At 49.8% G+C, this 25,343-nt stretch carries 20 protein-coding genes; 2 read left to right on the top strand and 18 right to left on the bottom strand.

Annotation, left to right across the window (positions count from 1 at the left end; translation table 11 throughout):
• Positions 1-104 precede the first annotated feature (104 nt).
• Positions 105-2,387 carry a sodium-translocating pyrophosphatase gene (locus tag NOG13_RS04475; protein ID WP_283111071.1) on the bottom strand — a complete coding sequence of 761 codons (2,283 nt, stop codon included), beginning with the start codon at positions 2,385-2,387 and terminating at the stop codon, positions 105-107.
• Between the two features lie 301 nt (positions 2,388-2,688).
• Here NOG13_RS04475 and NOG13_RS04480 point away from each other — a divergent pair, with 301 nt between their 5' ends.
• Positions 2,689-3,717: a lysylphosphatidylglycerol synthase transmembrane domain-containing protein gene (locus tag NOG13_RS04480; RefSeq protein ID WP_283111072.1), complete on the top strand. Its 1,029-nt coding sequence runs from the start codon at positions 2,689-2,691 to the stop codon at positions 3,715-3,717.
• A 60-nt stretch (positions 3,718-3,777) separates the two neighbouring features.
• Here the strand turns inward: NOG13_RS04480 and addA are convergent, their stop codons facing one another.
• The 3 genes from addA to spoIIR are packed head-to-tail and all read right to left on the bottom strand — an operon-like array spanning position 3,778 to position 11,368.
• Positions 3,778-7,311 (bottom strand): helicase-exonuclease AddAB subunit AddA, encoded by a 3,534-nt coding sequence (gene addA / locus NOG13_RS04485; protein WP_283111073.1) that lies wholly within the window; start codon positions 7,309-7,311, stop codon positions 3,778-3,780.
• On the bottom strand, positions 7,308-10,640 hold the full coding sequence (locus NOG13_RS04490) for a PD-(D/E)XK nuclease family protein (protein ID WP_283111074.1): 3,333 nt from the start codon (positions 10,638-10,640) through the stop codon (positions 7,308-7,310). The genes addA and NOG13_RS04490 overlap by 4 nt, the downstream gene beginning before the upstream one ends.
• A 53-nt stretch (positions 10,641-10,693) precedes the next feature.
• Positions 10,694-11,368, bottom strand: coding sequence for a stage II sporulation protein R (gene spoIIR, locus NOG13_RS04495; protein ID WP_283111075.1), 675 nt, complete (start codon positions 11,366-11,368; stop codon positions 10,694-10,696).
• 128 nt (positions 11,369-11,496) lie between these two features.
• Here spoIIR and NOG13_RS04500 point away from each other — a divergent pair, with 128 nt between their 5' ends.
• The gene (locus NOG13_RS04500) at positions 11,497-12,135 is read left to right on the top strand and encodes a VanZ family protein (protein ID WP_283111076.1); all 639 of its coding nucleotides are present in this window, start codon (positions 11,497-11,499) and stop codon (positions 12,133-12,135) included.
• Positions 12,136-12,180: 45 nt separating this feature from the next.
• Here the strand turns inward: NOG13_RS04500 and NOG13_RS04505 are convergent, their stop codons facing one another.
• The 14 genes from NOG13_RS04505 to NOG13_RS04570 form a co-directional block, all read right to left on the bottom strand.
• Positions 12,181-12,660 (bottom strand): GNAT family N-acetyltransferase, encoded by a 480-nt coding sequence (locus NOG13_RS04505; RefSeq protein WP_283111077.1) that lies wholly within the window; start codon positions 12,658-12,660, stop codon positions 12,181-12,183.
• Between the two features lie 100 nt (positions 12,661-12,760).
• Entirely contained in the window at positions 12,761-14,020 is a 1,260-nt protein-coding gene (gene purD, locus NOG13_RS04510) for a phosphoribosylamine--glycine ligase (protein WP_283111078.1), read from the bottom strand.
• Between the two features lie 21 nt (positions 14,021-14,041).
• A complete protein-coding gene (locus NOG13_RS04515; protein ID WP_283111079.1) occupies positions 14,042-15,220 on the bottom strand; it encodes a phosphoribosylaminoimidazolecarboxamide formyltransferase in 1,179 nt (392 codons plus the stop codon).
• 54 nt (positions 15,221-15,274) lie between these two features.
• Positions 15,275-15,997 carry an IMP cyclohydrolase gene (locus tag NOG13_RS04520; RefSeq protein ID WP_283111080.1) on the bottom strand — a complete coding sequence of 241 codons (723 nt, stop codon included), beginning with the start codon at positions 15,995-15,997 and terminating at the stop codon, positions 15,275-15,277.
• Complete coding sequence (gene purN, locus NOG13_RS04525; protein WP_283111081.1) at positions 15,994-16,629, bottom strand: phosphoribosylglycinamide formyltransferase; 636 nt, start codon at positions 16,627-16,629, stop codon at positions 15,994-15,996. The genes NOG13_RS04520 and purN overlap by 4 nt, the downstream gene beginning before the upstream one ends.
• Complete coding sequence (gene purM / locus NOG13_RS04530; protein WP_283111082.1) at positions 16,623-17,657, bottom strand: phosphoribosylformylglycinamidine cyclo-ligase; 1,035 nt, start codon at positions 17,655-17,657, stop codon at positions 16,623-16,625. The genes purN and purM overlap by 7 nt, the downstream gene beginning before the upstream one ends.
• Before the next feature lie 14 nt (positions 17,658-17,671).
• Positions 17,672-18,178 carry a 5-(carboxyamino)imidazole ribonucleotide mutase gene (purE, locus tag NOG13_RS04535; protein ID WP_283111083.1) on the bottom strand — a complete coding sequence of 169 codons (507 nt, stop codon included), beginning with the start codon at positions 18,176-18,178 and terminating at the stop codon, positions 17,672-17,674.
• 290 nt (positions 18,179-18,468) lie between these two features.
• Entirely contained in the window at positions 18,469-19,389 is a 921-nt protein-coding gene (locus NOG13_RS04540; protein WP_283111084.1) for an SPFH domain-containing protein, read from the bottom strand.
• Positions 19,390-19,404: 15 nt separating this feature from the next.
• Positions 19,405-19,833: an NfeD family protein gene (locus tag NOG13_RS04545; protein WP_283111085.1), complete on the bottom strand. Its 429-nt coding sequence runs from the start codon at positions 19,831-19,833 to the stop codon at positions 19,405-19,407.
• An 82-nt stretch (positions 19,834-19,915) separates the two neighbouring features.
• Positions 19,916-20,332 carry a ComEA family DNA-binding protein gene (locus NOG13_RS04550; RefSeq protein ID WP_283111086.1) on the bottom strand — a complete coding sequence of 139 codons (417 nt, stop codon included), beginning with the start codon at positions 20,330-20,332 and terminating at the stop codon, positions 19,916-19,918.
• A gap of 46 nt (positions 20,333-20,378) precedes the next feature.
• Positions 20,379-21,296 carry an RluA family pseudouridine synthase gene (locus NOG13_RS04555; RefSeq protein ID WP_283111087.1) on the bottom strand — a complete coding sequence of 306 codons (918 nt, stop codon included), beginning with the start codon at positions 21,294-21,296 and terminating at the stop codon, positions 20,379-20,381.
• 1 nt (position 21,297) lies between these two features.
• The gene (lspA, locus tag NOG13_RS04560; RefSeq protein WP_283111088.1) at positions 21,298-21,774 is read right to left on the bottom strand and encodes a signal peptidase II; all 477 of its coding nucleotides are present in this window, start codon (positions 21,772-21,774) and stop codon (positions 21,298-21,300) included.
• Positions 21,775-21,836: 62 nt separating this feature from the next.
• The gene (gene ileS / locus NOG13_RS04565) at positions 21,837-24,629 is read right to left on the bottom strand and encodes an isoleucine--tRNA ligase (protein ID WP_283111089.1); all 2,793 of its coding nucleotides are present in this window, start codon (positions 24,627-24,629) and stop codon (positions 21,837-21,839) included.
• Between the two features lie 41 nt (positions 24,630-24,670).
• Positions 24,671-25,321 carry a DivIVA domain-containing protein gene (locus NOG13_RS04570; RefSeq protein ID WP_283111090.1) on the bottom strand — a complete coding sequence of 217 codons (651 nt, stop codon included), beginning with the start codon at positions 25,319-25,321 and terminating at the stop codon, positions 24,671-24,673.
• Between the last annotated feature and the right edge of the window lie 22 nt (positions 25,322-25,343).

Consider the following 25,343-nt stretch of genomic DNA (forward strand, 5'->3'; position numbering starts at 1 on the left):
CAAAGTCTTTCAGCATGGAAGAAAGGCTGTATAATTGAGATTGTGCGTATAACGCAAAACTGCGGTGTGGCTTTCTGTGCCACACAGCAGTTTTTCCTTGTTAATCAGGCAACATCATTCGATTCGGCTTTCTTCTTGAATCCGCCATTCTTAGAATAGAGGATCGAGAAAGCAACACCGGCCAAGAAGATGATGCCGAGAATGACATTCAGAGTGGTTGAACCCTCATAACGAATCAAAATCGGAGCCGCAAGAAGCGAAACCATGTTGATAACCTTAATCATCGGGTTCAGTGCCGGTCCGGAAGTATCCTTCAGCGGGTCTCCGACGGTATCACCGACAACGGCAGCCTTATGCGCTTCGGAGCCTTTTCCGCCGTAAGCGCCATCTTCAATGGTCTTCTTTGCGTTATCCCATGCACCGCCTGAAGTTGCCATGAACACAGCCAAAAGCTGGCCGGAAAGGATGACGCCTGCAAGAGCACCGCCCAAAGCTTCCACGCCGAGGAACAATCCAACAACCAGCGGAGTCAGAACGGAAATGGTTGTGAGCGTAATGAGCTCTTTCTGCGCGGAAACGGTGCAAATGCCGACCGCATGTGAATAATCCGGCTTTACCTTGCCTTCCATCAGTCCGGGAATATGGAACTGACGGCGAACTTCTTCAACAATCTGCGATGCGGCACGGGCCACAGCATTGATAATCAAAGAAGAGAACAGCCACGGAATCGAGGCACCAATCAACGCGCCAATGAAAACTGTGGGCTGAGAAATGCGGATACCACTTTGCAGAATGGTCTTAGCGCTGTCTACACCCATCTGGACCTGAACATTTGAAACGTCCGTAAGGAACGAACCGAACAGCGAAACTGCGGCAATGACTGCGGAACCGATGGCGACACCTTTCGTAATTGCTTTTGTCGTGTTGCCGACGGAGTCAAGGTCGCCCATAATCTTACGCTGATCTTCATCAAGGCCGGCCATTTCGCCAATGCCGTTCGCGTTATCCGAGATCGGTCCGAACGAGTCCATAGCAACGTTGTTGCCCGTCAGTGTCAGCATACCGATACCGGTCATGGCAACACCGTAAAGGATAAAGGTAACGTCCTGTCCCCAGTAAATCAGGACCGAAATAAGAATGGTTACTGCAATAATAAGTGTCTGCCAAACGGAGACTTCAAAGCCAGTGGAAAGTCCACGTAGAATCAATGTTGCCGCGCCGCCGGACTTTGCTGCGCCGGCAATGCTCTTAACCGGTTTGTAGCGGGTATCGGTAAAGTATTTTGTGACTTCATCCAAGAGAATGGCCAAAACGATACCGACTGCCACAGACAGGAATGCACGCCACTCGTGCATGTAGAAAATCGCAAGCAGGAGGAACGAAACAAGGCAAATCACAGCGGAAGTATAGAACCCCTTATTAATCGAGGCCATCGCGTTGGAGTCTTCTGCCTTTTTCCTTCCTCTGACCGAATATGTACCGATGATTGACGAGAATACACCGATGCCGCGAACCAGCAACGGGAATACAATCCATTTAATATCGTGTGTAATACCGACAAGCGCACATCCAAGAATCAAACCGGAAACAATCGTTACTTCGTATGATTCAAAGATGTCGGCAGCCATACCGGCACAGTCGCCCACGTTATCGCCGACAAGGTCAGCAATAACAGCTGCGTTTCTCGGGTCATCTTCCGGAATTCCCTCTTCAACTTTACCGACGAGGTCTGCACCGACATCGGCAGCCTTTGTATAAATACCGCCGCCGACTCTCATAAACAAAGCCAACAGCGTTCCACCGAAGCCAAAGCCGAGCAATACGTCAGGAGAAGCAATCCCGAAGATAATGAAGATCACTGTGCCGCCCAAAAGGCCAAGACCGTCTGTCAGCATACCTGTGATGGTTCCGGAACGGTAGGCAAGTTTCAGAGCTTCATTGAAGCTGTGTTTGGAAGCAGCAGCAACTCTGACATTTCCCTGCACAGCCATTCGCATACCGAACTGCCCAACGGCAAGTGAGAAGCATGCACCCATAACAAACGCTACAGCACGGCCAATTCCGACAATAATCTGAATCGTTCCGGTGTCATAACCTTGGAACCTCTCAGCTGCTTCAGCCGATGGGGGTATAACATAGACAGAGAAAAATAATACTATGGTCAGGACAACAATGAAAGGAACAATTGTTTTGAGCTGGCGGTTCAGGTAGGCATTTGCACCTTCCCGAATAGCATTCCATACCTCTTGCATCTTATCGGTGCCTTTATCTGCCTTCAAAATCTGCGACCGCAGCAGAAGTGCATACAGCAAACCGATAATTGCGATTGCAAGTACGACCCAGATCGCCACCGTTTCAAACACGGTGGCATTTTGTAGCCCCGGCATGTTCATCATCCACCTTCCGTTTTTTATGCAGTTTGCTTATATAGTAAATATAATAACTGCCTTAACCGGATTCATATGATTTGGACGATCCTAAGGTTATTATAGCAAATTCTATTGTTCGATAAATATATATTTTATACAATTATCATATAATTTATTGTAAAATTTGCACATCAACTTTTTCCCTATGCCTAAATTATTCCATTCTGTTTATTTATATAATTCTTTGTTGCAAATTATGAAGGCTTGTGAGATACTATAATGAGAAAACGTTAAAAATCGAAATTCGGAGGAGCACTCAATGCCCACTAGCCAAAGGAAAAAAATCAGCGCAAAGACCTTCTTTAACATCTTCTCGATCGTTCTCACGGTTGGCTGCCTGAGCTACTTTGCGTTTTCTGAGAATGGTCTAACGACATTGGCGGAACACGTCCATCAGTTTAAAATTGAATGGCTGATTTTCGCTGTTCTCTGCATGCTGTCTGACTTATTTCTGGATACTTGTCTGATTTACCTGTTCACAAAGGGTATCAGTAACAGTTATACGTTCCGCCGCGCTTTTAAGGTTTGCATGGTTGGGCATCTTTACAGTGCGATTACTCCGTTTCAATCCGGCGGACAGCCTATGCAAATTTATGTGATGACAAAACAGAAGATAGACGCAGGAAATGCAGCTTCCACACTTGTTCAGAAGTTTTTTGTTTATCAGACCAGCATTACCGCTTACAGTATGTTTGCCCTGATTTTTCAGTACGGAAAGGAAATAAACCTGCTGAGTCCCATTATGGTTGCCCTTACGATTTTCGGATTTATTGTTCAAGGCACTGCGGCCGGTTTTCTTCTTGTTGTTTCCTTTAATCAAAAAATCACGAACAAGCTCCTTGTTTGGGCCACCAAGTTTCTTTCCAAAATCCACCTTGTAAAGAATTACGAAAAGACTTTAGAATCTTGGCAAGTTCAGCTTGACTCCTTCCATGAGAGCAACCAATACCTTTACCGGAACAAATCTCTGCTGATTAAAACTTACATTTTGACCTTCTTTCAGCTTACTTCTCTTTTTGCGGTTTTCTACTGCATTTACCGTTCTTTCGGGTTTAACAAAGCATCGCCAGTCAGCATGATTTTCTCACAGGCCTTTGTAACCATGGTATCTTCGCTGATTCCTCTTCCCGGAGCGGCTGGTGCTTCCGAGTTAAGTTCTTATGTATTTATGAACCCATTCTTCACACCGGAAACCGTAAAACCCGCTGTTCTATTGTGGCGCATCATTACGTACCCGGCAGTAATCCTTATTAGTGCACCGTTTTCTAAAATTAAATCCGAAATGTAATCTTCAAAATATAAAAAGGACTCCCTTTCCACTGAGATGGATCAACGGGAGTCCTTCTTTTTATAACTTTCCTGTCACTTGGCGCCCGAGATGGAATGAATAAAGCAAACATTGCTTAATCCGTTTTCCGAAACTTCTCTCAAAAGCCTCGGAATAAAGCTTCAGCTGCATGCGGTAGCGTTCCCAAAGAGCATCCGCGTCCTCGGTATGGTCTGTTTTGAAGTCAACGAGCACCAATTCGCCGTCTTCCTCAAAAAGCAAATCGGCGGCGCCCTGAACGACCACCAATTCATTTTCTAAAGCAGGCGGAAGCTCCGGGTTGATTGCTCCGGCGGGGATTTCCTCGGTAAAACGCACTTCTCGCTCGAAATGCGGAGACGCGGCAATGCGTTTCATTAGGCTGCTGTTTAGGAAAGTTTTGACGCAACTAAGGTCGACTGCGTCTGCTTGTTCCTGTGTAATGAATTTTTCCGCTACCAGACGTTCCAGTTCCTTTTGCGGGTCCTGAGCGGCGGCTTCATAATCCGCAAACTGCATGAAAGCGTGAAGTGCCGTTCCCCGTTCCGCCGGAGTAAGTCCCTTTTCGCTGAGAAAAGCCGGACGCGACGAGGCGGCGAAACGCGCCTCAAACTGTTCTCCGGCAATCTGTGAAACGGCTTCCTTTGCGGACACGCTACTCAAAGCCGCATACGGATAACGATAAGAAAGATTTTCTTCAATCTTTTTTACAAGTTCCGGATTTGGCTTTGCCTCCGGTATCTCCTCTATGTCTTGCGTTTCCTCGAAAGATTTCTCCGGCATTATGTATTTAATTTCCCACTTTTCTTGGGCCGGCACCGTGATTTCCTCGGAAACGCCTGCAATGGAACGAAGCTCCCTTCCGTCAGGATGCCGAAGTGCGCACAACAGGAGCCAATCGGCTATGCTGGCAGCCGAGCGGACTACATAAGGCTGGATGCGCCTTCCCGGAATGATTTTCATGGACAGATTGCGGAGCGTTTTTTCAGCATCCTTGAGCGTTGCGAGGAGAATGAGTTTCTCCCGGGCACGGGTCATGGCAACATATAGCACGCGCAGCTCCTCACTCATATCGTCCCGCAAAAGCTCAAGGCTGACCGCCTCGCGCGGCATGGTGTTATAACGCACGCCGATTTCGTCTTTTAAGTATGCGCCCAGGCCAAGCTCCGGATGAAGCAGGACGGACGATCTTTCGCGGTTAAATTTATGTGCACACCCTGCCACAATGCAAACTGGAAATTCCAAGCCTTTGGAGTGATGGATGCTCATAACCCGCACAACATTCGCGGATTCCGTCAGCGATGTGGCTGCCGAAAGGTCGCCGTTGCTTCTGCGCAAGCGGGATAGAAAACGCAGAAACCCTGAAAGGCCGTTGTAGCCCGATGCTTCATAGTTTTTGGCATACTGCAGAAGCAGCCGCAGATTCGCAAGGCGCAAATCTCCGTTCGGCATGGCTTGAACCATTTCAAAGAGGCCGGTTCTTTCAAAAATTTCACGAATCAGCCTATCCGACGGCATGGAAGCCGCCAGCGTGCGGAATGTTTCGATTTGACTGAGAAAATCAGACGCCTTTTTGTTTCCGCTTTCTGCCGCGGCTACAACCGCCGGATAAAGCCTGCTGAAACGGTCATTCTGCCTGATTTTCGCCATATCATCGGCGGTAAAGCCATAGAGCGGACTCATCATGACCGCGAGCAACGGAATATCCTGAATCGGATTATCGACCGTCTGGAGGAGCGAAAGCGCGATTCCCGCTTCATAGGTGTCAAAGAAGCCACCGGAAGTATCTGCCCACGCCGGAATTCCAAGCGCAGTCAGTTCCTTCACATATTCATGCGCTGGGCGGTTCGCACTTCGCAGAAGGACACAGAAATCACGGTAGCAGGCAGGGCGCAGTTTTCCGTGGTCCGTAATTCTCGGAGTGCCATCCATCATGCCGTAAATCAACTCCGCAATGCGGCGGCTCTCCGCCTGAATTGCAGTCTTATCGTCCTCCGACGCGGAAAGATCAATCACATCTAGCTCGGCAGCCGGTTCCTCTGTGGGCGGATACTCTGCCTGCGGAACGAGCTTTTCTTCGTCTGTGTATTCCATCTCCCCAGCCTGACGACTCATCAGTTGCGAAAAGACAAAGTTTACCGCGTCCGTTACTCCGGCACGGCTGCGGAAATTCCGGTCAAGCACAATACATGCCGGATAATTGTCTTTTATTCTATTGTAAAGCGGAAACTCCTCGCGCTTGCGGAGAAAAATCTGCGGCATGGCCTGACGGAACCGGTAGATGCTCTGCTTCACATCGCCAACCATGAACAGGTTGCTCCCGTTTCGGGAAACAGCGGTGAAGATCATATCCTGTGTTTCATTGGTGTCCTGATATTCGTCAATCATAATCTCGTCGAACTGAGAAGACAGTTCTTCGGCTTCCGCTGTTCGCTCATACCCATCTTCCGTTTCCCGCACGAGAAGATTCAAAGCCCAGTGTTCGATGTCGCTGTAATCGGCTGCCCTATGTTCTTTTTTCTTCTTGTCGAAAATCTCGGAAAACCTCTCCGTCACTTCAAACAATTTCTTGACGATAGGGCACAGCCGAGCGATGTCTTCCCGGCACTGCTCGTCGGAAGCGGAAAACTTTTCCGCAATTTTTTTCATTGTGCTTTTTACATTATCTCGTAAATCGCGAACACGTTTTTTTAAAGTTTCATCTGCACAGCTGTTACAACGTTTCAAACTTTGCCAGTCAAAATTTCCGGAAATACGTCTTACGTCATCCCAATTACCGGCGGAAATCGCTTCTCTCAGCACTTTAAGCTGGGCAAGATCGGAGCGGAGGGCATCGCCGTAGGCTTTTAAGATGTCCTCATCCTCTGCCGCCAGAGACAGCGCATCGCGAATAAGCGCCTCGCAGTATTCCGCCGCATCCGCAGCAAAAGCGAGGAGGGTTTTGCCCCATACTGTTTCTGCTGCAGCGGCGTTGTTCTCATAGAGTGCAGCTTTCTGGGCCAGCCAGCGCTTTGGGAACGGATGCGAGCGCACGAAATCGTAAAGCCGCTCCACTATTTCTGCAACTTGAGCGTCGTCACGTCCGGAAGAAAAAGATTCCACAAAATCGAAGAATTCCGCATCGCCGCTCTCATAGAATTCTTCCAGCGTTTCCGCTGACGCCTCGGCGCGAAGAATGGAGATTTCGCTGTCGTCGAGGATTCGGATATCCGGTGGGAGATTGAGCTTGTAGAAATTCCGGCGCACGAGGTCCAAGCAAAAGCTATCAACTGTGCTGATGTGTGCATGCGAAAGCAACAGCTGCTGCCGCTGTAGATATGGGTTATAGGGATCCTTTTCCAGAAGGCGGGAAAGCTCCTCATCAATTCTCCCCCGCATCTCGGCCGCCGCCGCTTTTGTGAAGGTTACTACAAGGAGCCTGTCGGCATCTGTCGGATGGACCTTGTCCGTAATGCGCTCAATGGCGCGCTGCACAAGGACGGCAGTCTTTCCGGAACCTGCCGCTGCGGAAACGAGAAGCGTTCCGCCGCGCGCTTGAATGGCATCCTGCTGATCCGGTGTCCAGTTTCTGCTCATTTGTTTCCGCCTCCTTGTATTTCCTTCATCGCTTCATCTCTGCTGAAATCTTGCATCAGCCGAACCTCGTCGTCCTTCTCATGCCCGCACACCGGCCGGTACGGGCACTGCTTGCAGGCATCCAACTTGCTGCCGTTCAGCGGTAAAGCGGCGACATTGCCCTTTTGCAGTTCCACCGACATTTCGGCAATCGTTTGTTTCAAATATTCCAGAATCGCTTGAAGCTCCTGCGGAGAAGCAACGTGGTCGAGCTTATCCGGAACGCCGTCTTTCAGTTTTACCGGAATGTACTTTCCTTTTTCCGATGAATCCATGCCGCTGATGACTTCGGGGATGTCCAGTACCAAACCGTCCATGCGCAGCTTTTCGTCATACTTACTTTCCAGTTTGTCGGCAGCTGTTCCGCGGGCTACCGAAAGCGACGGCCGGTTTGCCGGCATGTAGAGAACACCGGCCGGCTGAAACTCTCCATACCTCTTTTTGCCGTTTTCACAAAGCGCCGCAAGGTAAATCAACATCTGCATATTCTGGCCGTACAAAAGGTCTGAAAGACGAAATTCTTTTTCTCCGGTCTTGTAGTCAAGAATTCGGAGATACTTGACACCGTCTTTCTCCATGATATCCACACGGTCAATTTTTCCGTCAATCCGAACGCTGCTTCCATCCGGCAGCGAAATGACTAGTTCTCCTACCGACGAACCGATTTCCAATTCAAAATCTGTCGGGACAAAACCGCTCTGAGAAAGCTCTTTGGCAATATGTAGCGCAACGATTTGCGCAGAATCGGCGATTCGGGAAACGAGATAGACAAATCTCGGGGTTTTCGCCTGCATATCCCCGAAGTTGTTTTTGACGTAATCGTCAAGGAAGCCGAGAATCTCGGCATGAAGTTCCTTTTCCGAGAGAGTGAGAATTTTTTCACTGCCAAGCTCCTGAAAAAGCCTTTGCAGCAAGTAATGCATCAGGCTGCCGTACTCCAGCGCATTTAGTTCCGCAGGCCGCTGTTCCTGAACATTCAGCCCATAGCGGCAGAAATATTGAAACCGGCACTTTTCAAATGTTTCAATCTGGGTTGCAGAAAGCCGGATGTCCTTTCCAAAGAACGACCGCGCAAGGGTTTTGTCTTGAAAAGAAACCGGCTGTTTTCCGGCGGCTCTGCCCGCTGCAGCTAGTCTGCTTCCGGATTCTCTGCGGGCAAAGACTTCCTTTAAAGAAGCAGAAAGCTCATCGTTTGAATTCCACTTCTGCGCTGCAAGCTCCAGTGCAGGCTTTTCTGCACACGCAAACCAAAGAGGCAAAAAATCCTCTGCATCCACCACAGGAATCTGCGGAAGTGCTTTTTTCGTCTCTTCGGGAATGGTAGACGGCAATAAAGCTTTACCGGCCCCGTCGGATTCGGGGTACGTTATGTAGAGTTTCTCCGATGCGGCTGTCAGCGCCGAATAGGCAAGGAAGCGCTCTTGAAGCACCACGCCGACCATCGTATCATTCAGCGGCAGACCGAGGCGAATCAATTCCCGACGTTCCCTGTCGCTGAAAACACAGTCGCCGCCCGGCGCCATTGGGAATTCTCCTTGAACCGCGCCTACGACAAACACCACTTTGGGGCCTTCCGCCCGGATTCGGTTCGCGTCTCCCACCAGCACTTCGTCAAGCCTTTGCGGAATGCTTGCCATTCGGCTGGAGCAAATAATCAAATTCAGAAGCTCTGCATATCGCTCACACGAAAGTTTAGTCTTGCCGATGACAAGCGCTGTCTGGTCAAGAATACTCATCAGAAGGTCCCATGTGCGGAGCTCTCGCTCGGCCAGCACAGGGTCTCCGTCTTGTTCGAGCTTTTCCGCATATTTTCGCAGATGTTCCGCCGCATGAACATCACAGAGAAGCTGATAAGCAGCTGCTGCGATTTGGATTCCTTCCGCATTTCCCACTCGCTTTGCGAACCGCTGAAGCGGTTCTACTACTATGCGGCGGCTTTCGTTGATTTCTTTCAGCCGCTGCGCCTGCTTTTCATCCATCGGGCCGGAAAATCCTTCGGGATTCTCCGTCCATTCCTCACACCACTTTTTGCCGGAAATGTTCCAGACGAATGTATAATTCTCAAGTTCTGAAATTTGAGCTGTCGTCAGGCCGGCAAGTCCCGTTTTTAAGTAAAGGAACATATCGTCCGACCGGAAACCGTAGATTACAATGCGAAACGCGCTGAGAAGCAGCCGCATCAGCGGCTCCGCATCCACTCGTTCCGGGCGATCCATAAAATACGGGATTTCCCAATGCTCCAGCGCCGCGTCAAGGATGCCGTCATACGGTTCCGTGGAGCGGATAATGATTGCAAAGTCACGGTACCGATAGCCTTCCTCACGCACAAGGTGGCTGATGGAAGCACTCACAAAATTTGCTTCGTCATAACGGTCCTTTGCCTGATAAATCATCACCCCGCTGCAAGCCTCATTCCAAGGTGCAAAGCCGGGGCGGTAAACCCGTTTTTCCAGCTCAGCAAGTGCGGGGTTGGCAAAGCGTGCTCCGCCCTGCAGAAACACGGGTTTTTTCACTTGTACGCCGTTTTCAGCAGCCAAGCGCAAAAGCGCTTTTGCTGTATTTCGCCCGATGGCGAACAAGTCCCCTTCCGGACCATCCAGGCTGTCTGTGCACAGCGTAACGGAAACCATGTCTGCCTGGCGGAGTATGATTTCAAGTATTTCATATTCCTGAACGGTAAAGCTCTGAAAAGCATCTACCATGACTGTGTATCCTGTGAAGAAATCGTGTTTGGAAAGAATGTCCTTCAGCCTCGTCAAATCATCTAGGGGGTCTATAAAGCTTTGAGCGACAAGTGCATCATAAGCGGAGAGAATCAGCGCGATTTCCTCCGTCTTTTGGCGAAGCGTGCTCTGCACAATGCCGTGGGATGCTTTTTCCAGTTTTTCGGGCAGAATGCCGCACATTTTCATTTCAGCCGAAATCTGCAGAAGCAGGCCGACAAGTTCCGTACTTTCCGAATTCTTTCGGAAAACCTTCAGTTGGTCGCGCACCTGCTCGAGGGCAAGGCTCATAAAGATGCTTCGTCCCCCGTCATCGAGGCGTCTTCCGGCAAAACCGCCGTATTTTCGCTGCACAGCGTCTACCATCCGTGTAAAGCTCGTGACGGTTACTTTTCTCGCGCCGCGGTCTCCTAAAAGGTGAAGCATGGCACGTTCGTTTTCAAAAGATGCCTGCTCAGGGACAATGAGCATCAAGCGCTCGGCGCCGTTCTCCGCAAGTGTTTTCAGCGTGGAACGAACCGTATAGGTCTTGCCGCTCCCGGAGCGGCCCAAGATCAGCTGCAGCATCGGAATTCCCCCTATCCCGGTTATTATAACATAAACGGGAAGGGAACGAAAACTCAATTCACGCTGCTCTCTACGGCTGAACTGACCGATTCTGTGGACTGCTGTTCATTGCTGTTTCGGAAAATAGGCTGATCCTGAATCCAGTTGCGGAATTGTTCGTATAACTCCACCACTTTGAATTTCACAACATACTGATCTTCATTGCAGACCATTTCTGTCTCGTTTTGGTCTAGCACATCGCTGATTTTCGAGGGAGCCTCGGCAGCGGGGAGGCAAAGCGCCGGAAAGATTACGCACCACCAGTTATGGCCGCTGCCTGAGCCGATGGTAATTCTCAGCGCATTATACATTCCCGCGGGCAAAGTAACATTCCCATACTGGCGGGTTGGGAAATACATATTTGTAAGCTCAGCCTTCACTGGGTAGCGGTAACCTTGATGGTAAACTTCCTGCTGTGCAATCGCGCGGATTTTCTCAAGGTTCTGTGAGACAACCTTTTCCGCGTCTTCTCTGCTTTTCACGCCGTCAAGCATTCCGGCACTTTCCTGCAAGATGCGGTCGCGCACCTTCAGCTTCAAGGCCTGGTCGGCATTAGAATCTGAATTTGCAAGAATATGCAGACGAAGGACATGATTCGGAATATTCTCACACCGAGCGGTAAATCCCGTAAAACTGACAAGAATCGTAAACACCAAAGCAAGGCATATAGATTTTTCCCATATTTTCATGTAAAATCGCCTCCGCAATTTGTTGCAAAGGAATTATTGGCGCGATTTTACAGCTTTATACGTTGAATTCACGGGAAATGCGGGATATAATGAATTAAATATCATGTATGATGGGAGGTTGTCCCGCCTTGAATGTAACGGAATTGCTCCGCACAGTTTGGAAAAGCTTTTTTTCCGGCGGAAGCAACGGGTCGCTGCTCTCATTGCCGGAAGCAATTGTCTTTTCGCTGATTCTTTTCCTGGTCTGCCTTGCGCTGTTCTTCCGCAGGCTAAGCGCCGGAAAGAAATTTGCCGTTGCCCTGCTTTTTCTGTATGCCGGTGCTTTATTTGCGCTGACAGTTCCGATTCTACCGAAAGAGCGCTGGCACATGCTTCCCGCTGCAACCGAATGGGTTCTTCATTCCATCGTTTGGGTTCCGTTCCTTTCGGCACCTGACCTCATTAACAGCGCCTTTGTGGGCGGAAAATGGTCGGAGCTTCTCTGGATTCTCGTCGGGAATGTATTGATTTTTATGCCGTTCGGGATTCTGATTCCGATTATCAAGCCAAAAATCCGAGGTTGGCACATGATTTTTATTTCGCTTCTGATTCCACTTCTCATAGAATCGCTTCAGCTTGTGGACAACATTCTCTGTGGTTCGGAAATCTGTGCTGTCAGAACCGAAGATGTGATTTTGAACGCGGTAGGATGTTTACTCGGCTTTCTTGTATTTAAACTCTTTGCCGTCATATTCAGGCCAAGATATCGTCCAAGACATTCCATATAACAAGAAAAGGTGCAGTCCTCATGGGCTGCACCTTTTCTTTATCTCTCAGAGTATCTTTTCGCAGGCATAATATTCGTTGCCGTAACGAGAACACTCGCCGCAGAACGCAAAGCCTAACGAACGATATAGTTTAACAGCGTAAGTATTGGATTTTGCCGCCAGAATGTGTACGGCATGACAGCCGTCTTTTTTGAACTCTAAAAGCACACGATTGACCAGTTCCCTTGCATATCCCTTGCCCTGATGTTGCGGAGTAACAACAAGCCTTGCAAACTCCCGCTGTGTACCGTCGCGGATTTTCCAGCAATCCAGCCCGTCAAGCTCATTTTTCGTCACAAGAGAGACAGCGCCAATCAAATCATCGTTCTCTTTGAACACATAAAGGGCGCCGGTCTGAAAATCGTTCTGCAAGTTTTCCATGCTTGGATAATTTTTATTCCAAGTACTTCCGCCCGTACCGATAACCGAACGATACAGAGCAAGCACAGCAGGCAAATCCGACTCTTTCGCTTTGATAAAATCCATTTTACACTTCATCCTATCCTACCGTCGATGTGCGAATAAAGAAATCCAAGAAGAAGCATGACGCTTCCTCTTGGATTTCAAGCCATGCTGAAGTTAGAAATCACTTACCGATATCGTGTCTGTAATGTGCGCCGTCGAAATGGATTTTATCCACTCCGCTGTACGCACGGGCAAGGGCTTCGTCCAGTGTTTTCCCGAGGGCGGTAACACCGAGGACGCGACCGCCATTCGTGTAAAACTTTCCATCCTTCCACACGGTCCCGGCATGGAAAACGGTAACACCGTCGACCTGCCCGTCAGCATTCAGGCCATGAATTTCAATACCCTTTTTATATGCCTCTGGGTACCCGCCAGAAGCCATGACGACGCAGGCACATGCCTCGTTGCTCCATTCGATGTCCTGCTGTTCCAGGCGCTCGTCAATGACAGCCTCCAAAATATCGACAAGATCGGTTTTCAGGCGCGGAAGCACGACCTGCGTTTCCGGGTCACCGAAGCGAGAGTTGTACTCAATAACCTTTGGACCGTCCTTCGTCAGCATCAGGCCAAAATACAGGCATCCCTTGAATGGCCGGCCCTCCTGATTCATTGCGTGAATCGTCGGGAGAAAAATTGTTTTCATACATTCTTCAGCAATTTCCGGGGTGTAGAACGGATTCGGGCTGATGGTACCCATACCGCCGGTATTTAGGCCTCGATTGCCGTCTAATGCGCGCTTGTGGTCTTTGGAAGACACCATCGGTTTGACGCATTTGCCGTCTGTGAAAGCAAGCACAGAAACCTCCGGCCCGGTCAGGAATTCTTCGACGACTACCCGGTTGCCAGATGCACCGAATTTTTTGTCTTCCATGATGGTCTTTACGGCGTCTTGTGCCTCTTCGTAATTTTCCGCGATGATAACACCTTTGCCAAGAGCAAGGCCGTCTGCTTTAATGACCGTCGGATAGGTATTCCGCGAAGCAATATAATTCAGCACCTTGGAGGGGTCATCGAATACCTCGTACGCAGCCGTCGGAATATGGTATTTTTTCATCAGGTTCTTAGAAAACACCTTGCTGCTTTCGATTTCCGCCGCTTTTGCCGTCGGGCCGAAGGCGCGGATTCCAGCTTTCTGAAGTTCGTCTACCATTCCTGCTGCAAGCGGGTCATCCGGTGCAACAAAAACGAGGTCAATCTCATTCTCTTTGGCAAACTTCACAACGCCCGGAATATCCATAGCAGAGATTGGGACACATTCGGCATCTTTGGAAATACCGCCGTTACCGGGCGCGCAGTAAAGCTTAGAAACGCGGGGACTTTCCAGCAGTTTGCGGACGATTGCATGCTCACGGCCGCCGCCGCCGATTACAAGGATTTTCATATCAGCTCCGTCCTTTCCCCATTAATGATGGAACAGACGAAGGCCCGTAAAGGCCATTACCATACCGTACTTATCGCAGGTTTCAATCACGTTGTCGTCCCGGATGGAACCGCCGGGCTGCGCAATATAGCACACGCCAGAACGATGCGCCCGCTCAATGTTGTCGCCGAACGGGAAAAATGCGTCTGAGCCGAGTGCAACGCCGGTCTGCTTGGCAAGCCACGCTTTTTTCTCTTCACGGGTAAGCGGTTCCGGCTTTTTCGTAAAGAATTGCTCCCAGATTCCGTCCGCGAGCACATCCATATAATCGTCGGAAATATAAACATCAATGGTGTTGTCCCGATCCGGACGGCGGATGTTCTCTTTGAACGGAAGGCCCATGACCTTCGGGTGCTGGCGGAGGAACCACACATCTGCCTTGTTGCCCGCAAGGCGAGTGCAGTGAATTCGCGACTGCTGGCCCGCACCGACGCCGATGGTCTTGCCGTCCTTGACATAGCAAACGGAATTGGACTGAGTATATTTGAGGGTGATGAGCGAAATCAAAAGGTCGCGCTTGGCTGCTTCCGGCAACTCCTTGTTCTTCGTCACAATATTTTTCAGCAGGTCTTCGTTAATGATTGACTCATTGCGTCCCTGCTCAAACGTAATGCCGAAAACATCTTTATGTTCGACCGGTTCCGGTTTGTAAGACGGGTCAATCTCAATAATATTGTAGGTTCCCTTGCGTTTCTGCTTCAAAATCTCAAGTGCCTCATCGGTGTAACCGGGTGCAATAACGCCGTCGGAAACCTCACGCTTTAAAAGCAGCGCTGTTTCTTTGTCGCACACGTCGGAAAGGGCGGCAAAATCTCCGTAGGAAGACATGCGGTCTGCTCCTCTGGCCATCGCGTAGGCGCTTGCAAGAGGGGTAAGATCCAGGTCATCCACAAAGCAGATTCTCTTCATCGTTTCCGAAAGTTCAACGCCGACTGCCGCACCCGCTGGGCTTACATGCTTGAAGGAAGCAGCGGATGGAAGTCCGGTAGCCTGCTTCAGCTCCTTGACAAGCTGCCAGCTGTTGAGTGCATCGAGAAAATTGATATAACCCGGGCGGCCGTTCAGTACCTTAAGGGGCAGTTCGGCGCCGTTTTTCATAAAGATACGGGCGGGTGTCTGATTCGGGTTGCAGCCATACTTGAGCATGATTTCTTTTGCCATGAATCAAATCCTCCTGTTCAGCAATCCGCCCGGGCAGAGCCGGACGGTTATTTTTTACGCGTTCCGGCTAAGATTCTTGTTAAAGATGCGTGTATCTACCAGTTTTGTATTCAAGTTGATGTAACGCACAAACAGTGATATTTTATTGTCTTCGTTTAGGTTCGACCAAAGATGTTCGGCAAACTCGTCGATGGTTCCTTTCAAAGAAATATGGGTAGGTTCTCCCTCAAACGACAGAAGCGGTTGTCCATCACCGACATAGGTATGAATCAGCCAGCCTTCCCCATCTTTAGGATCGTTGTACTCGAAGAAAAAACGCTGCGTTGTTGTGCCTGCCGCATCTCCGCTTTTTAGAATCGACAGGCGCAGGCGGAGCGTCTCATTCAGCTCCACAAGGCCGGAGATGCGCGGAGTGAAATTGGGGCTATCCGGCTCAAAGGTGCGAGTCCGAAGCGCATCTTCAAACGTTCTGCCGTTGGAGAGGAAGTCATAAATCGTGTCTGTCTGGTCTCCGTTCGTCACAATGGTGGTGTCACCCAAAACTCGAACCGGAGAATAGATGATGAGAGACGGGTCCGTCAGCTTCGAGGGATCATAAGCCTCTGTGCGGATTCCTTTGCCGTCTTCAACAAAGATTCTGTTGCGGCTGTTCTCGCTGCGCCCCATGATAAAATACGCAATGACAGCATTCTGCCCATCTTCACTTTTTCCGAGCAGGATTCCGCGGCCCGGGTAAGAATTGGAACCGAGAGTTTCTTCGATTGTTTTGAGATTCATTGTTCTTCCCCCTTGATTGTTACAATTCCGTTTTCAACCGTAAGCCTGCCTTCACAGAAAAGCGAGACGGCGCGCGGAAGGAGTTCCCATTCCGCCTGCTCCATGACACGCCTTTGCAGTGTCTGCGGTGTGTCGCCCTGCTGCACCGCTACTGCCTTTTGAAGAATAATCGGGCCGCCGTCACACACTTCATTGACAAAATGAACGGTTGCACCTGTCACCTTTACCCCGCGTTTGAGCGCTTCTTCATGCACGCGAAGCCCATAATATCCCTCGCCGCAGAATGACGGGATGAGAGAAGGATGGATATTCATGATGCGGTTTGGATAATGGGAAACCACGTTTTCGCTGATTATCGTGAGGAATCCCGCAAGAACAACAAGCGAAATCTGGTAGGACTCCAGAAGTCCGAGAAGAGCGCTGTCGTAATCTTCCTGCGTTTTGAAATCTTTCCGCCGAAGCACTTTCGTCGGAATATTTGCTTTTTTTGCCCGCTCCAGTGCATAGGCAGAAGGATTGCTTGAAACGACGAGTACAATTTGGCCGCCTTTGATCTTTCCGCTAGATTGCGCATCAATCAATGCCTGCAGGTTTGTACCGCCGCCGGAAACGAGGACAGCAATGTTCAGCATATCACAACACCCTCGTCACCTGCTGCAATCTCACCAATCACAAAAGCAGACTGGCCGGCAGCTTTCAGCTCGTCCACGGCGCGGTTGGCATCCTCTTTCGCAACAGCAATGCACATACCGATTCCCATGTTGAACGTATTGTACATATCGTGCTCCGGAATATTTCCCTGACGCTGAAGCAGAGAAAAAATCGGCATCTGCGGCAGAGCTTTCTTCTCAATCTTTGCACACACTCCGGGTTTGAGCATTCTCGGAACATTCTCATAAAATCCGCCGCCGGTAATATGAGAAATTGCCTTTACGCCGACCTTTTCCATCAGACGCAAAACCGGCTTTACATAGATTTTTGTAGGTGTTAAGAGGGCTTCGCCGAGGGTGCAGCCCAGCTCATCAATATACATGCCGATGTTCTGTTCATTTACCCGGAAAACCTTACGGACAAGGGAAAAACCGTTGGAATGAAGGCCCGAGGACTGCAGACCGATAATCGCGTCGCCCGGCTGAATCTTAGACCCGTCAATGATTTTTTCACGGTCGACCAATCCAACAGAAAAACCCGCCAGATCATATTCATCAGGCGGGTAAAATCCCGGCATTTCTGCCGTTTCTCCGCCGACAAGAGCGCACCCGGCCTGCACACAGCCTTCCGCAACTCCGCCGACAATTTCAGCAACCGTTTCCGGATGATTCTTTCCGGTTGCTACATAATCAAGAAAAAACAGCGGTTTTGCCCCACAGCATACCACATCGTTTACGCACATGGCAACGCAGTCGATTCCCACTGTATCATGCTTGTTCATGAGAAATGCAATTTTCAGTTTTGTGCCGACGCCATCGGTTCCGCTCACGAGGACAGGTTCTTTCATCCCTGTTAAATTCGGCTGAAAAAGGCCGCCGAAACCGCCGATACCCGAGACAACGCCCGGAATTTTCGTGCGTTCCACATGGCTTTTCATGAGCTCAACTGCGCGATATCCGGCTGTTACGTCTACGCCTGCCGCTTTGTAACTCTCGCTGAAACTTTTCATGTTTTTCCTCCGTCTCAGAGTTTCGCTGCTTCTTCCTGAATGGCCTTATCTTTTGCGGCCACTTTCTCCTTCATCTGTTTTTTCATTTCTTTCAGTTTTGCTGCAAGGGTTGGGTCGCTCAATGCAAGAATCTCCGCCGCAAGAACTGCCGCGTTTTCCGCTCCGCCAACCGCAACCGTTGCCACAGGAATTCCGCTCGGCATCTGCACGGTCGCAAGCAAAGCATCAAGGCCCTCCAGTGCGGCCGACTTCATCGGTATACCGATGACGGGCAGGGTTGTGTAAGCTGCAAGAACACCGGCCAAATGTGCAGCCATTCCTGCGGCCGCTATGATTACGCCAAACCCGTTTTCTTCTGCTGAAGACGCAAATTCTGCCGCCGCCTGTGGGGTCCTGTGAGCGGAAATAACATGAGTTTCCGTAGGGATTCCGAAAGACTTCAGCTTTTTTACGGCTGCCGAAACAACGGGGAAATCACTGTCGCTTCCCATGATGACAGCAACTTTCTTCTGCTCTGACATTGAACCACTCCTTTGCATTTGCATCGATACGTAATACGGACCAAGGCGGAAACTGCACCAACCGAAAAAAGAACAGACCGCGCCTTCCATGACGCGGTCTAATGCAAAACGGTATTCGGTTTCCCACGATCCAGAGTATCCTGTCGCGGGAACTGTCCGCGGGGGTCCGTTTCCGCAATCATCTGCTTCTATTTTAGGAGATTTGTGTATAAAATGCAAGTGATTTGAATTTATTATGCAAAAAATAAAAGCCCACTTCTCGCGAATAATTTGTGAACCGTGCTGAATTTTTACTTCTTATCTTCTTCGGCAGAAGGAACATCATTGCGGATTAATTCCGTAAGGGAAGTTGCAAGGCCTGCAAGCGACTGAATCTGTGAAGGGATAATAATCTTAGTTGCTTTGCCATCTGCAAGCTTCTCGAACGCCTCAAGGCTCTTAAGGGCAATAACCGCTTGTGTAGGATTGGCTTCGTTCAGCATTTTGATTCCGGAAGCCAAAGCCTGCTGTACCAGTCGGATGGCTTCTGCTTCGCCCTGCGCTTCGCGGATTTTTGTTTCCTTAATTGCATCCGCACGGAGAATCGCAGATTCTTTTTCGCCTTCCGCAACCAGAATTGCGCTGCTCTTTTCGCCTTCTGCAGCCAGAATCTGGGCACGGCGTTCACGTTCTGCTTTCATCTGCTTCTCCATGGACTCCTGAATCTCGCGAGGCGGTATGATATTCTTGAGTTCTACGCGATTGACCTTAATGCCCCACGCATCGGTTGCTTCATCGAGCACAGTGCGGATTTTTGCATTAATGACATCGCGGGATGTAAGAGTATGGTCGAGTTCCAGCTCACCGATAATGTTCCTCAGGGTTGTTGCGGAAAGGTTTTCAATAGCAGATAGCGGGCGCTCCACACCATAAGCGTACAGCTTCGGGTCCGTAATTTGGAAGTAAACAACCGTGTCAATCTGCATCGTTACGTTATCTTTCGTGATAACAGGCTGCGGCGGGAAATCAATGACCTGTTCCTTCAAAGAGACCTTCTTTGCAACTCTGTCGAAAAAAGGCACCAAGAAATGAAGGCCGGTGTCCCACGTAACGCGGTAAGCTCCGAGACGTTCCACGACATAGGCATGGGCTTGCGGAACTACTTTGACGTTGGTGACCAAGATGAGAATGACAATAACAAGCAGAATCAGGAAAATCAAAAACGGATCCATTTTACTCGCCCTTTCTCAGTCGTTTATTTTGCGAACGATCAACTTGACACCGTCGATCGATTCCACCACAGCATGCGCACCAACGGGGATTACCGAACCATCTGAAGATCTCGCCGTCCAAATACTGCCAAGCACATTCACCTGGCCTGTTCCGAGCGTATTGTTGATTTCCACCGTAACAACCGCAACTTTTCCGATATAGCGGTCAGCATTTGTACTCGTTTTCTTAACGCCAAGCGCCCTTTGGGCGAATGGCCGCGTAAATGCAAGTGTAATACCTGTTATGAGAACAAAAACACAAATCTGAACCAAGGTCGATGCGCCGACTAAATATGCAATCAAAGCGCCTACGCTACCGGCCGCAAACCAGATTGAGATGAGTTGTGTAGTTCCCATTTCCAGCAAAACAGCAAGTACGATAATGGCAAGCCAAATATAAGGCATCACGGCAACAACCACCTCCCGACTTATAGTACTATGTTCTTCATTTTTTGGCAATATTTTTCTTCGCGCTTCATTAAGTAAACTACGACGTTGTTATAAAAGAGGATATTTTTGCGTATTTCTTCTCCCCAATGCCGGGGACATTCTTCAAATCTTCGGGATTTCGGAATGGGCCGTGCTGCTCACGATAGGAAACAATTCTCTGGGCAAGGGTATCCCCGATTCCGTCCAGCTTTTCGCTGAGTTCCGCGGCTGTGGCCGTGTTGATGTTAACTTTTGCCGACGCTGTTTTCGGCGCCGATGACCCTTTTGTGCTTGACGCCGCCGCGGAGGACGTTGGCACAGCCGCAGATGATGTGGAAGAAGTCAAGTCCACCTTTACGGTCGGCTCAGAAAGCGGCGCGTCGGGAACATAAAAAGCGTTATAACCGATGAGAAGTGCGCAGATTACTGCCGCAATCACGACCAAAAAACGAACCTGCCGAGTTTGTTCGTCCATATATTCGGTTACTCCCTATCAGAATATATTCTCGCTTAGAGTTCTGTTAGAACGGTTTCAGGCGTTTCAAGAAATCCGTAAAATATGGAGGAAGTTCGCTCGAAAATTCGAGATAGCGGCCATCACGCGGATGGCGGAAACCGATCACCCTTGCATGAAGGCACTGCCCTTCCAGACCAGCCAAAGGTTTTTTGGAGCCATAGACCGTATCCCCTGCAACCGGATGGCCTATGTAGGCCATATGGACTCGAATCTGGTGGGTGCGGCCGGTCTCAAGTTTAAGCCTTACATGTGTGTAGCCTTGGTAGCGTGAAATGACCTGGTAGTGTGTTACCGCATTCCGCGAATGCTGTTGCACAACAGCCATCTTTTTCCGGTCGTTGGGGCTTCTGCCGATCGGCGCGTCAACCGTTCCTTCATCGTTCTTCAAATTCCCGACAACCACTGCCTCGTAAATTCGGGTGAAGCTGTGCTCCTTAATCTGTGCGGCAAGATTACGGTGGGCAAAATCATTTTTCGCAACAATCAGCAGTCCGCTTGTGTCTTTGTCGATGCGATGAACAATGCCCGGGCGCATGACTCCGTTGATTCCAGACAGTGAATCTCCGCAGTGCGCCAAAAGGGCATTCACAAGCGTTCCGTCATCATGGCCGACGGCCGGGTGCACCACCATGCCCTTTGGTTTATTGACGACCAGCAGGTCGTCATCTTCATAAACAATATCAAGCGGAATATCCTGCGGCTCTACCGAAAGAGGTTTTGGAGCGGGAAGCTGCGCTTCTATCTTGTCGCCGACTTCACAGCGACAACTTTTGTTCTGCTTTTTGCCGTTGACGAAAACAAGGCCTGCTTCAATGAGTTTTTCCGCCGCGGAACGGGAAAGGCCTTCGACTTTTTCTCCCAGATATTTGTCGAGCCGGGCTCCAGCGTCCGGCTCTGAAACGATTAATTCAATTCTGCACATATTATTTCGTCCGTATCACTTTTTCCGCTTTGCCGTGCTCAGTAAAGAAAAGCAAATGTATTGCAAGGAAAATTGCCCCGACAACGATGCAGCAGTCCGCGAAATTAAAGATTGCCGGGAAAAAGGAAATCGAGATGTAGTCTACCACATAAGAATTAACCAACCGGTCAATCGCGTTTCCGATTCCGCCGCCTACAATAAGCACACAAGCCGCCCGCGAAAAAAATTCATGGTTGTTGTAGCAGAACATGGCAAAGATAAAGAAGGCACAAAGCACAACCGTAATTGCGAGGAAACCCCAGCGGCCGCCCTCCATCATGCTGAAAGCGGCACCGGTGTTTTCGGAGTATTCCAATTTCAGAAGCCCGTTCACAATGTCAATGGAGCCGACGGGTTTTACGTCGCGAATCACTATCATTTTCAGCAGCTGGTCTGTCGCCGCGAGCAAGAGAGCCAACAGAAGTGTAATGACCGCCACAAGACACACCTTCTCATTTTTGTAATGAAAGGAAGGGAGAGCCGAAAAGCTCTCCCACAGATTTACTTTAATACGGCTGCACAGCGTGCACAGATATCCGGATGCTCCGGATCGCTTCCGACTGTGTGGCTGTAGCTCCAGCAACGGCTGCATTTTTCACCGTCCGCATGAGCAACGGAAACAGACAAACCGGGCAGTTCCTCGCCCTTGAATGTTCCTTCCCCGCCTTCCAAAACTTCAAGCTGAGAAACAATCAAAACAGCCGGGAGCACCTGCTCTACGGATTTCACGAATGGATACAAGTCAGAAGAACAGTAAAGCGTCACTTTCGCATCGAGCGAAGCATGAATGACATCATCTTTGCGGGCGATTTCAAGCGCTTTCTTCACATCTTCACGAATCTGATGAATCTTATCCCAACGGGCAACAAACTCATCATCCGCGTTGACATCAATCGGCTCCGGCATATCGTTGTAAAGGACATGCTCGGCATTTTCCTCGCTGCGATGCTTCATGCTGCGCCAGATTTCATCCGAGGTAAAGGCAAGAATCGGAGAAACGAGGCGAGTCATACCGTCGAGAATCAGGTACATAGCAGACTGCGCCGCACGCCGCGTTGCACTGTCTGCTTTTTCAACATACAGCCTGTCTTTCAGGACATCGAGGTAGAAGTTCGACATATCCACCACGCAGAAATTATGAATCGCATGGTAAGCTTCGTGGAACTCGTAAGACTCGTATCCCTTTTTCACCTGCTCGATGAGGCCGTTGAAGCGGTGAAGTGCCCAGCGATCAATCGGCTCCATGTTATCCGGCGAAACAAGGTCTTTGTTCGGATCAAAATCATACAGATTTCCGAGAATGAAGCGCGCCGTATTGCGAATTTTACGGTATGCGTCGGAAAGCTGTTTCAGGATTTCATGGGAAATGCGGATATCCGCGTGGTAGTCGGAAGACGCAACCCAGAGGCGCAGAATATCTGCACCGTACTTTTCAACGATTTCAGACGGGGAGATTCCGTTGCCGAGCGACTTGGACATCTTGCGGCCTTCGCCGTCTACGACCCAGCCGTGAGTTACAACAGTGCGGTATGGTGCCTGCCCTCTCCAAGCGACGGAGGTCAGCAGGGATGACTGGAACCAGCCGCGGTACTGATCGGCACCTTCGAGGTACATATCAGCCGGCCAGCGAAGCTCCGGACGCTGGTCAACCACAGCGGCATGGCTGCAGCCGGAATCAAACCACACATCCATAATGTCGCGTTCTTGTGTGAATTCCGTGCAGCCGCATTTTGCGCATTTGGTGCCTTCCGGCAGAATTTCCTTCGCGGTCTTAATGTACCAAGCATCCGAGCCTTCCTTCGCAAACAGCTTGGATACTGCATCCATGGCTTCCTTTGAAATGAGCGGCTCGCCGCAATCTTTGCAGTAGAAAATCGGAATCGGCACACCCCAGCGGCGCTGGCGGGAAATGCACCAGTCGTTGCGCTCACGCACCATGGAAGTGATGCGGTCGCGGCCCCATGCCGGAACCCACTGAACTTTATTGATTTCTTCCACGGCCTTGTCCTTAATGGCATCGACCGAACAGAACCACTGCTCCGTTGCACGGAACAGCACCGGATTCTTGCAGCGCCAGCAATGCGGATACTGGTGAATGATGTGCTTGACGGCAAAGAGGGCGCCGATATCATCCAGATGTTTCAGGATAGCCTTGTTCGCCTCTGCCGTTGTAAGGCCGCAGAACATTTCGCCGGCCTCGGCTGTCATCTTGCCGTCTGCATCGACCGGAACAATGACGGGCAGTTCCGGATAATGGTTGTGGCAAACATCATAGTCTTCTACACCGTGTCCAGGTGCCGTATGAACGCATCCGGTACCACTTTCCAGCGTTACATGGTCGCCGAGAATAACAAGCGAACTGCGGTCAAGGAATGGATGTGCTGTTTTGATATATTCCAGGTCAGAACCCTTGAAGGTTGCGACGACCTCATAATCGGTTTTTCCTGCCGCTTTCATCGCTTCCTCATAAAGTGCGGTAGCCATGACGTAATACTCATCACCACATTTTACGAGGGAATACTCAAACTCCGGTCCGAGGCAAATTGCCACGTTGGCAGGGATGGTCCAGGTTGTGGTCGTCCAAATTACGAAGAAGACCTTATTCGGGTCGATACCCTTTCCGGAAAACACACCTTTGTCATCGGTAACGCGGAATTTTACATAGATGGAATCGCAGGGATCCTCGCTGTACTCAATTTCAGCCTCAGCGAGTGCCGTTTTACAGCTTGGGCACCAATAGACTGGCTTTAGTCCCTTATAAATCAGGCCCTTCTGAGCCATGTTCGCAAAGACTTCAACCTGCTTGGCTTCAAAGTCATGCGTCAGGGTGATATAGGGGTTCTGCCAGTCGCCAATTCCGCCGAGGCGCATAAATTGATTTCTCTGGTCGTCCAGATAATGCAGCGCAAACTCGCGGCAGATTTTGCGAAGCTCCACGTCGGAAATCGTTGTGGAATTTCCGACACCTGCTTTTTTGCGGGCTTTGAGCTCCGTCGGGAGGCCGTGCGTATCCCAGCCGGGAACATACGGCGCCTTGTAGCCGCTCATGTTGCGGTAACGGACGATGATGTCCTTCAAGACTTTATTGAGAGCTGTCCCCAGATGGATATCTCCGTTTGCATACGGAGGGCCGTCGTGCAAGACGTAAAGCGGTCTTCCCTCGTTCTTTTTCATAACATTTTCGTAAAGCTTGCTTTCCTGCCATTCCTTCAGCATTTCCGGTTCGCGCTTCGGCAGACCGGCCTGCATCGGGAAATCGGTTTTGGGAAGATTTAGGGTGCTTTTGTAATCCATTGGTTCATTCTCTCCTTAAAGATGTGTCTTCCGGAAAAATATCAATCGTCAAAATTCATTACAACAGGCTGAGATTCCATTTCTGCTTCTGCCTCTTCACCCGCTTTTGGCTCTTCTGCAGCGGGAGCAGATACCTTTTCAGCATGTTCTTCCGGAGCCTTCTGCGCCGGAGCCGATTCCTGAGGTGCTGCCGTTTCCGGTTTTGTGCCCGGCAGCGCATCAATCAGCGTTAAATGCTCTTTATAGATGCTGAGAAGCTTGGAGCGGAAATCTGAAACCGTTCTCTGCATCCGTTCAAATTCTTTCTTTTGCTCAACAATTTTACGGTCTGCATCTTGAATGATGCGCTCCGCTTTCAGTTCGGCATCCTTCAGAATTATTTCCGCCTTATGGCGTGCTTCACGAACCGATGCTTCGCTGAGCTTCTGAGCACTGATAAGAGCATTCTTAATATCATCTTCTTGGTTCCGGTATTCTTCGATTTTGTTTGCCAGGACTTTGAGTTTTTCGATATTCTGCCGATTTTCCTCTTTCAGCTTCACGACTTCTGCTTCGGCAGTTTCACAGCGTTTCAGAAGTTCTTCGTAGCTCTCACGGACGCTATCGACAAAGCTGTCAACATCGTCGGCACGGTAACCTGAAAAGCCGGACTTGCGGAACCCTACGTTGATGATATCATTTAATGACAACATCTATTTTTCACTCCCCGTACAA

The organism is Thermocaproicibacter melissae (genome assembly GCF_024498295.1).
Classification (GTDB): domain Bacteria; phylum Bacillota; class Clostridia; order Oscillospirales; family Acutalibacteraceae; genus Thermocaproicibacter; species Thermocaproicibacter melissae.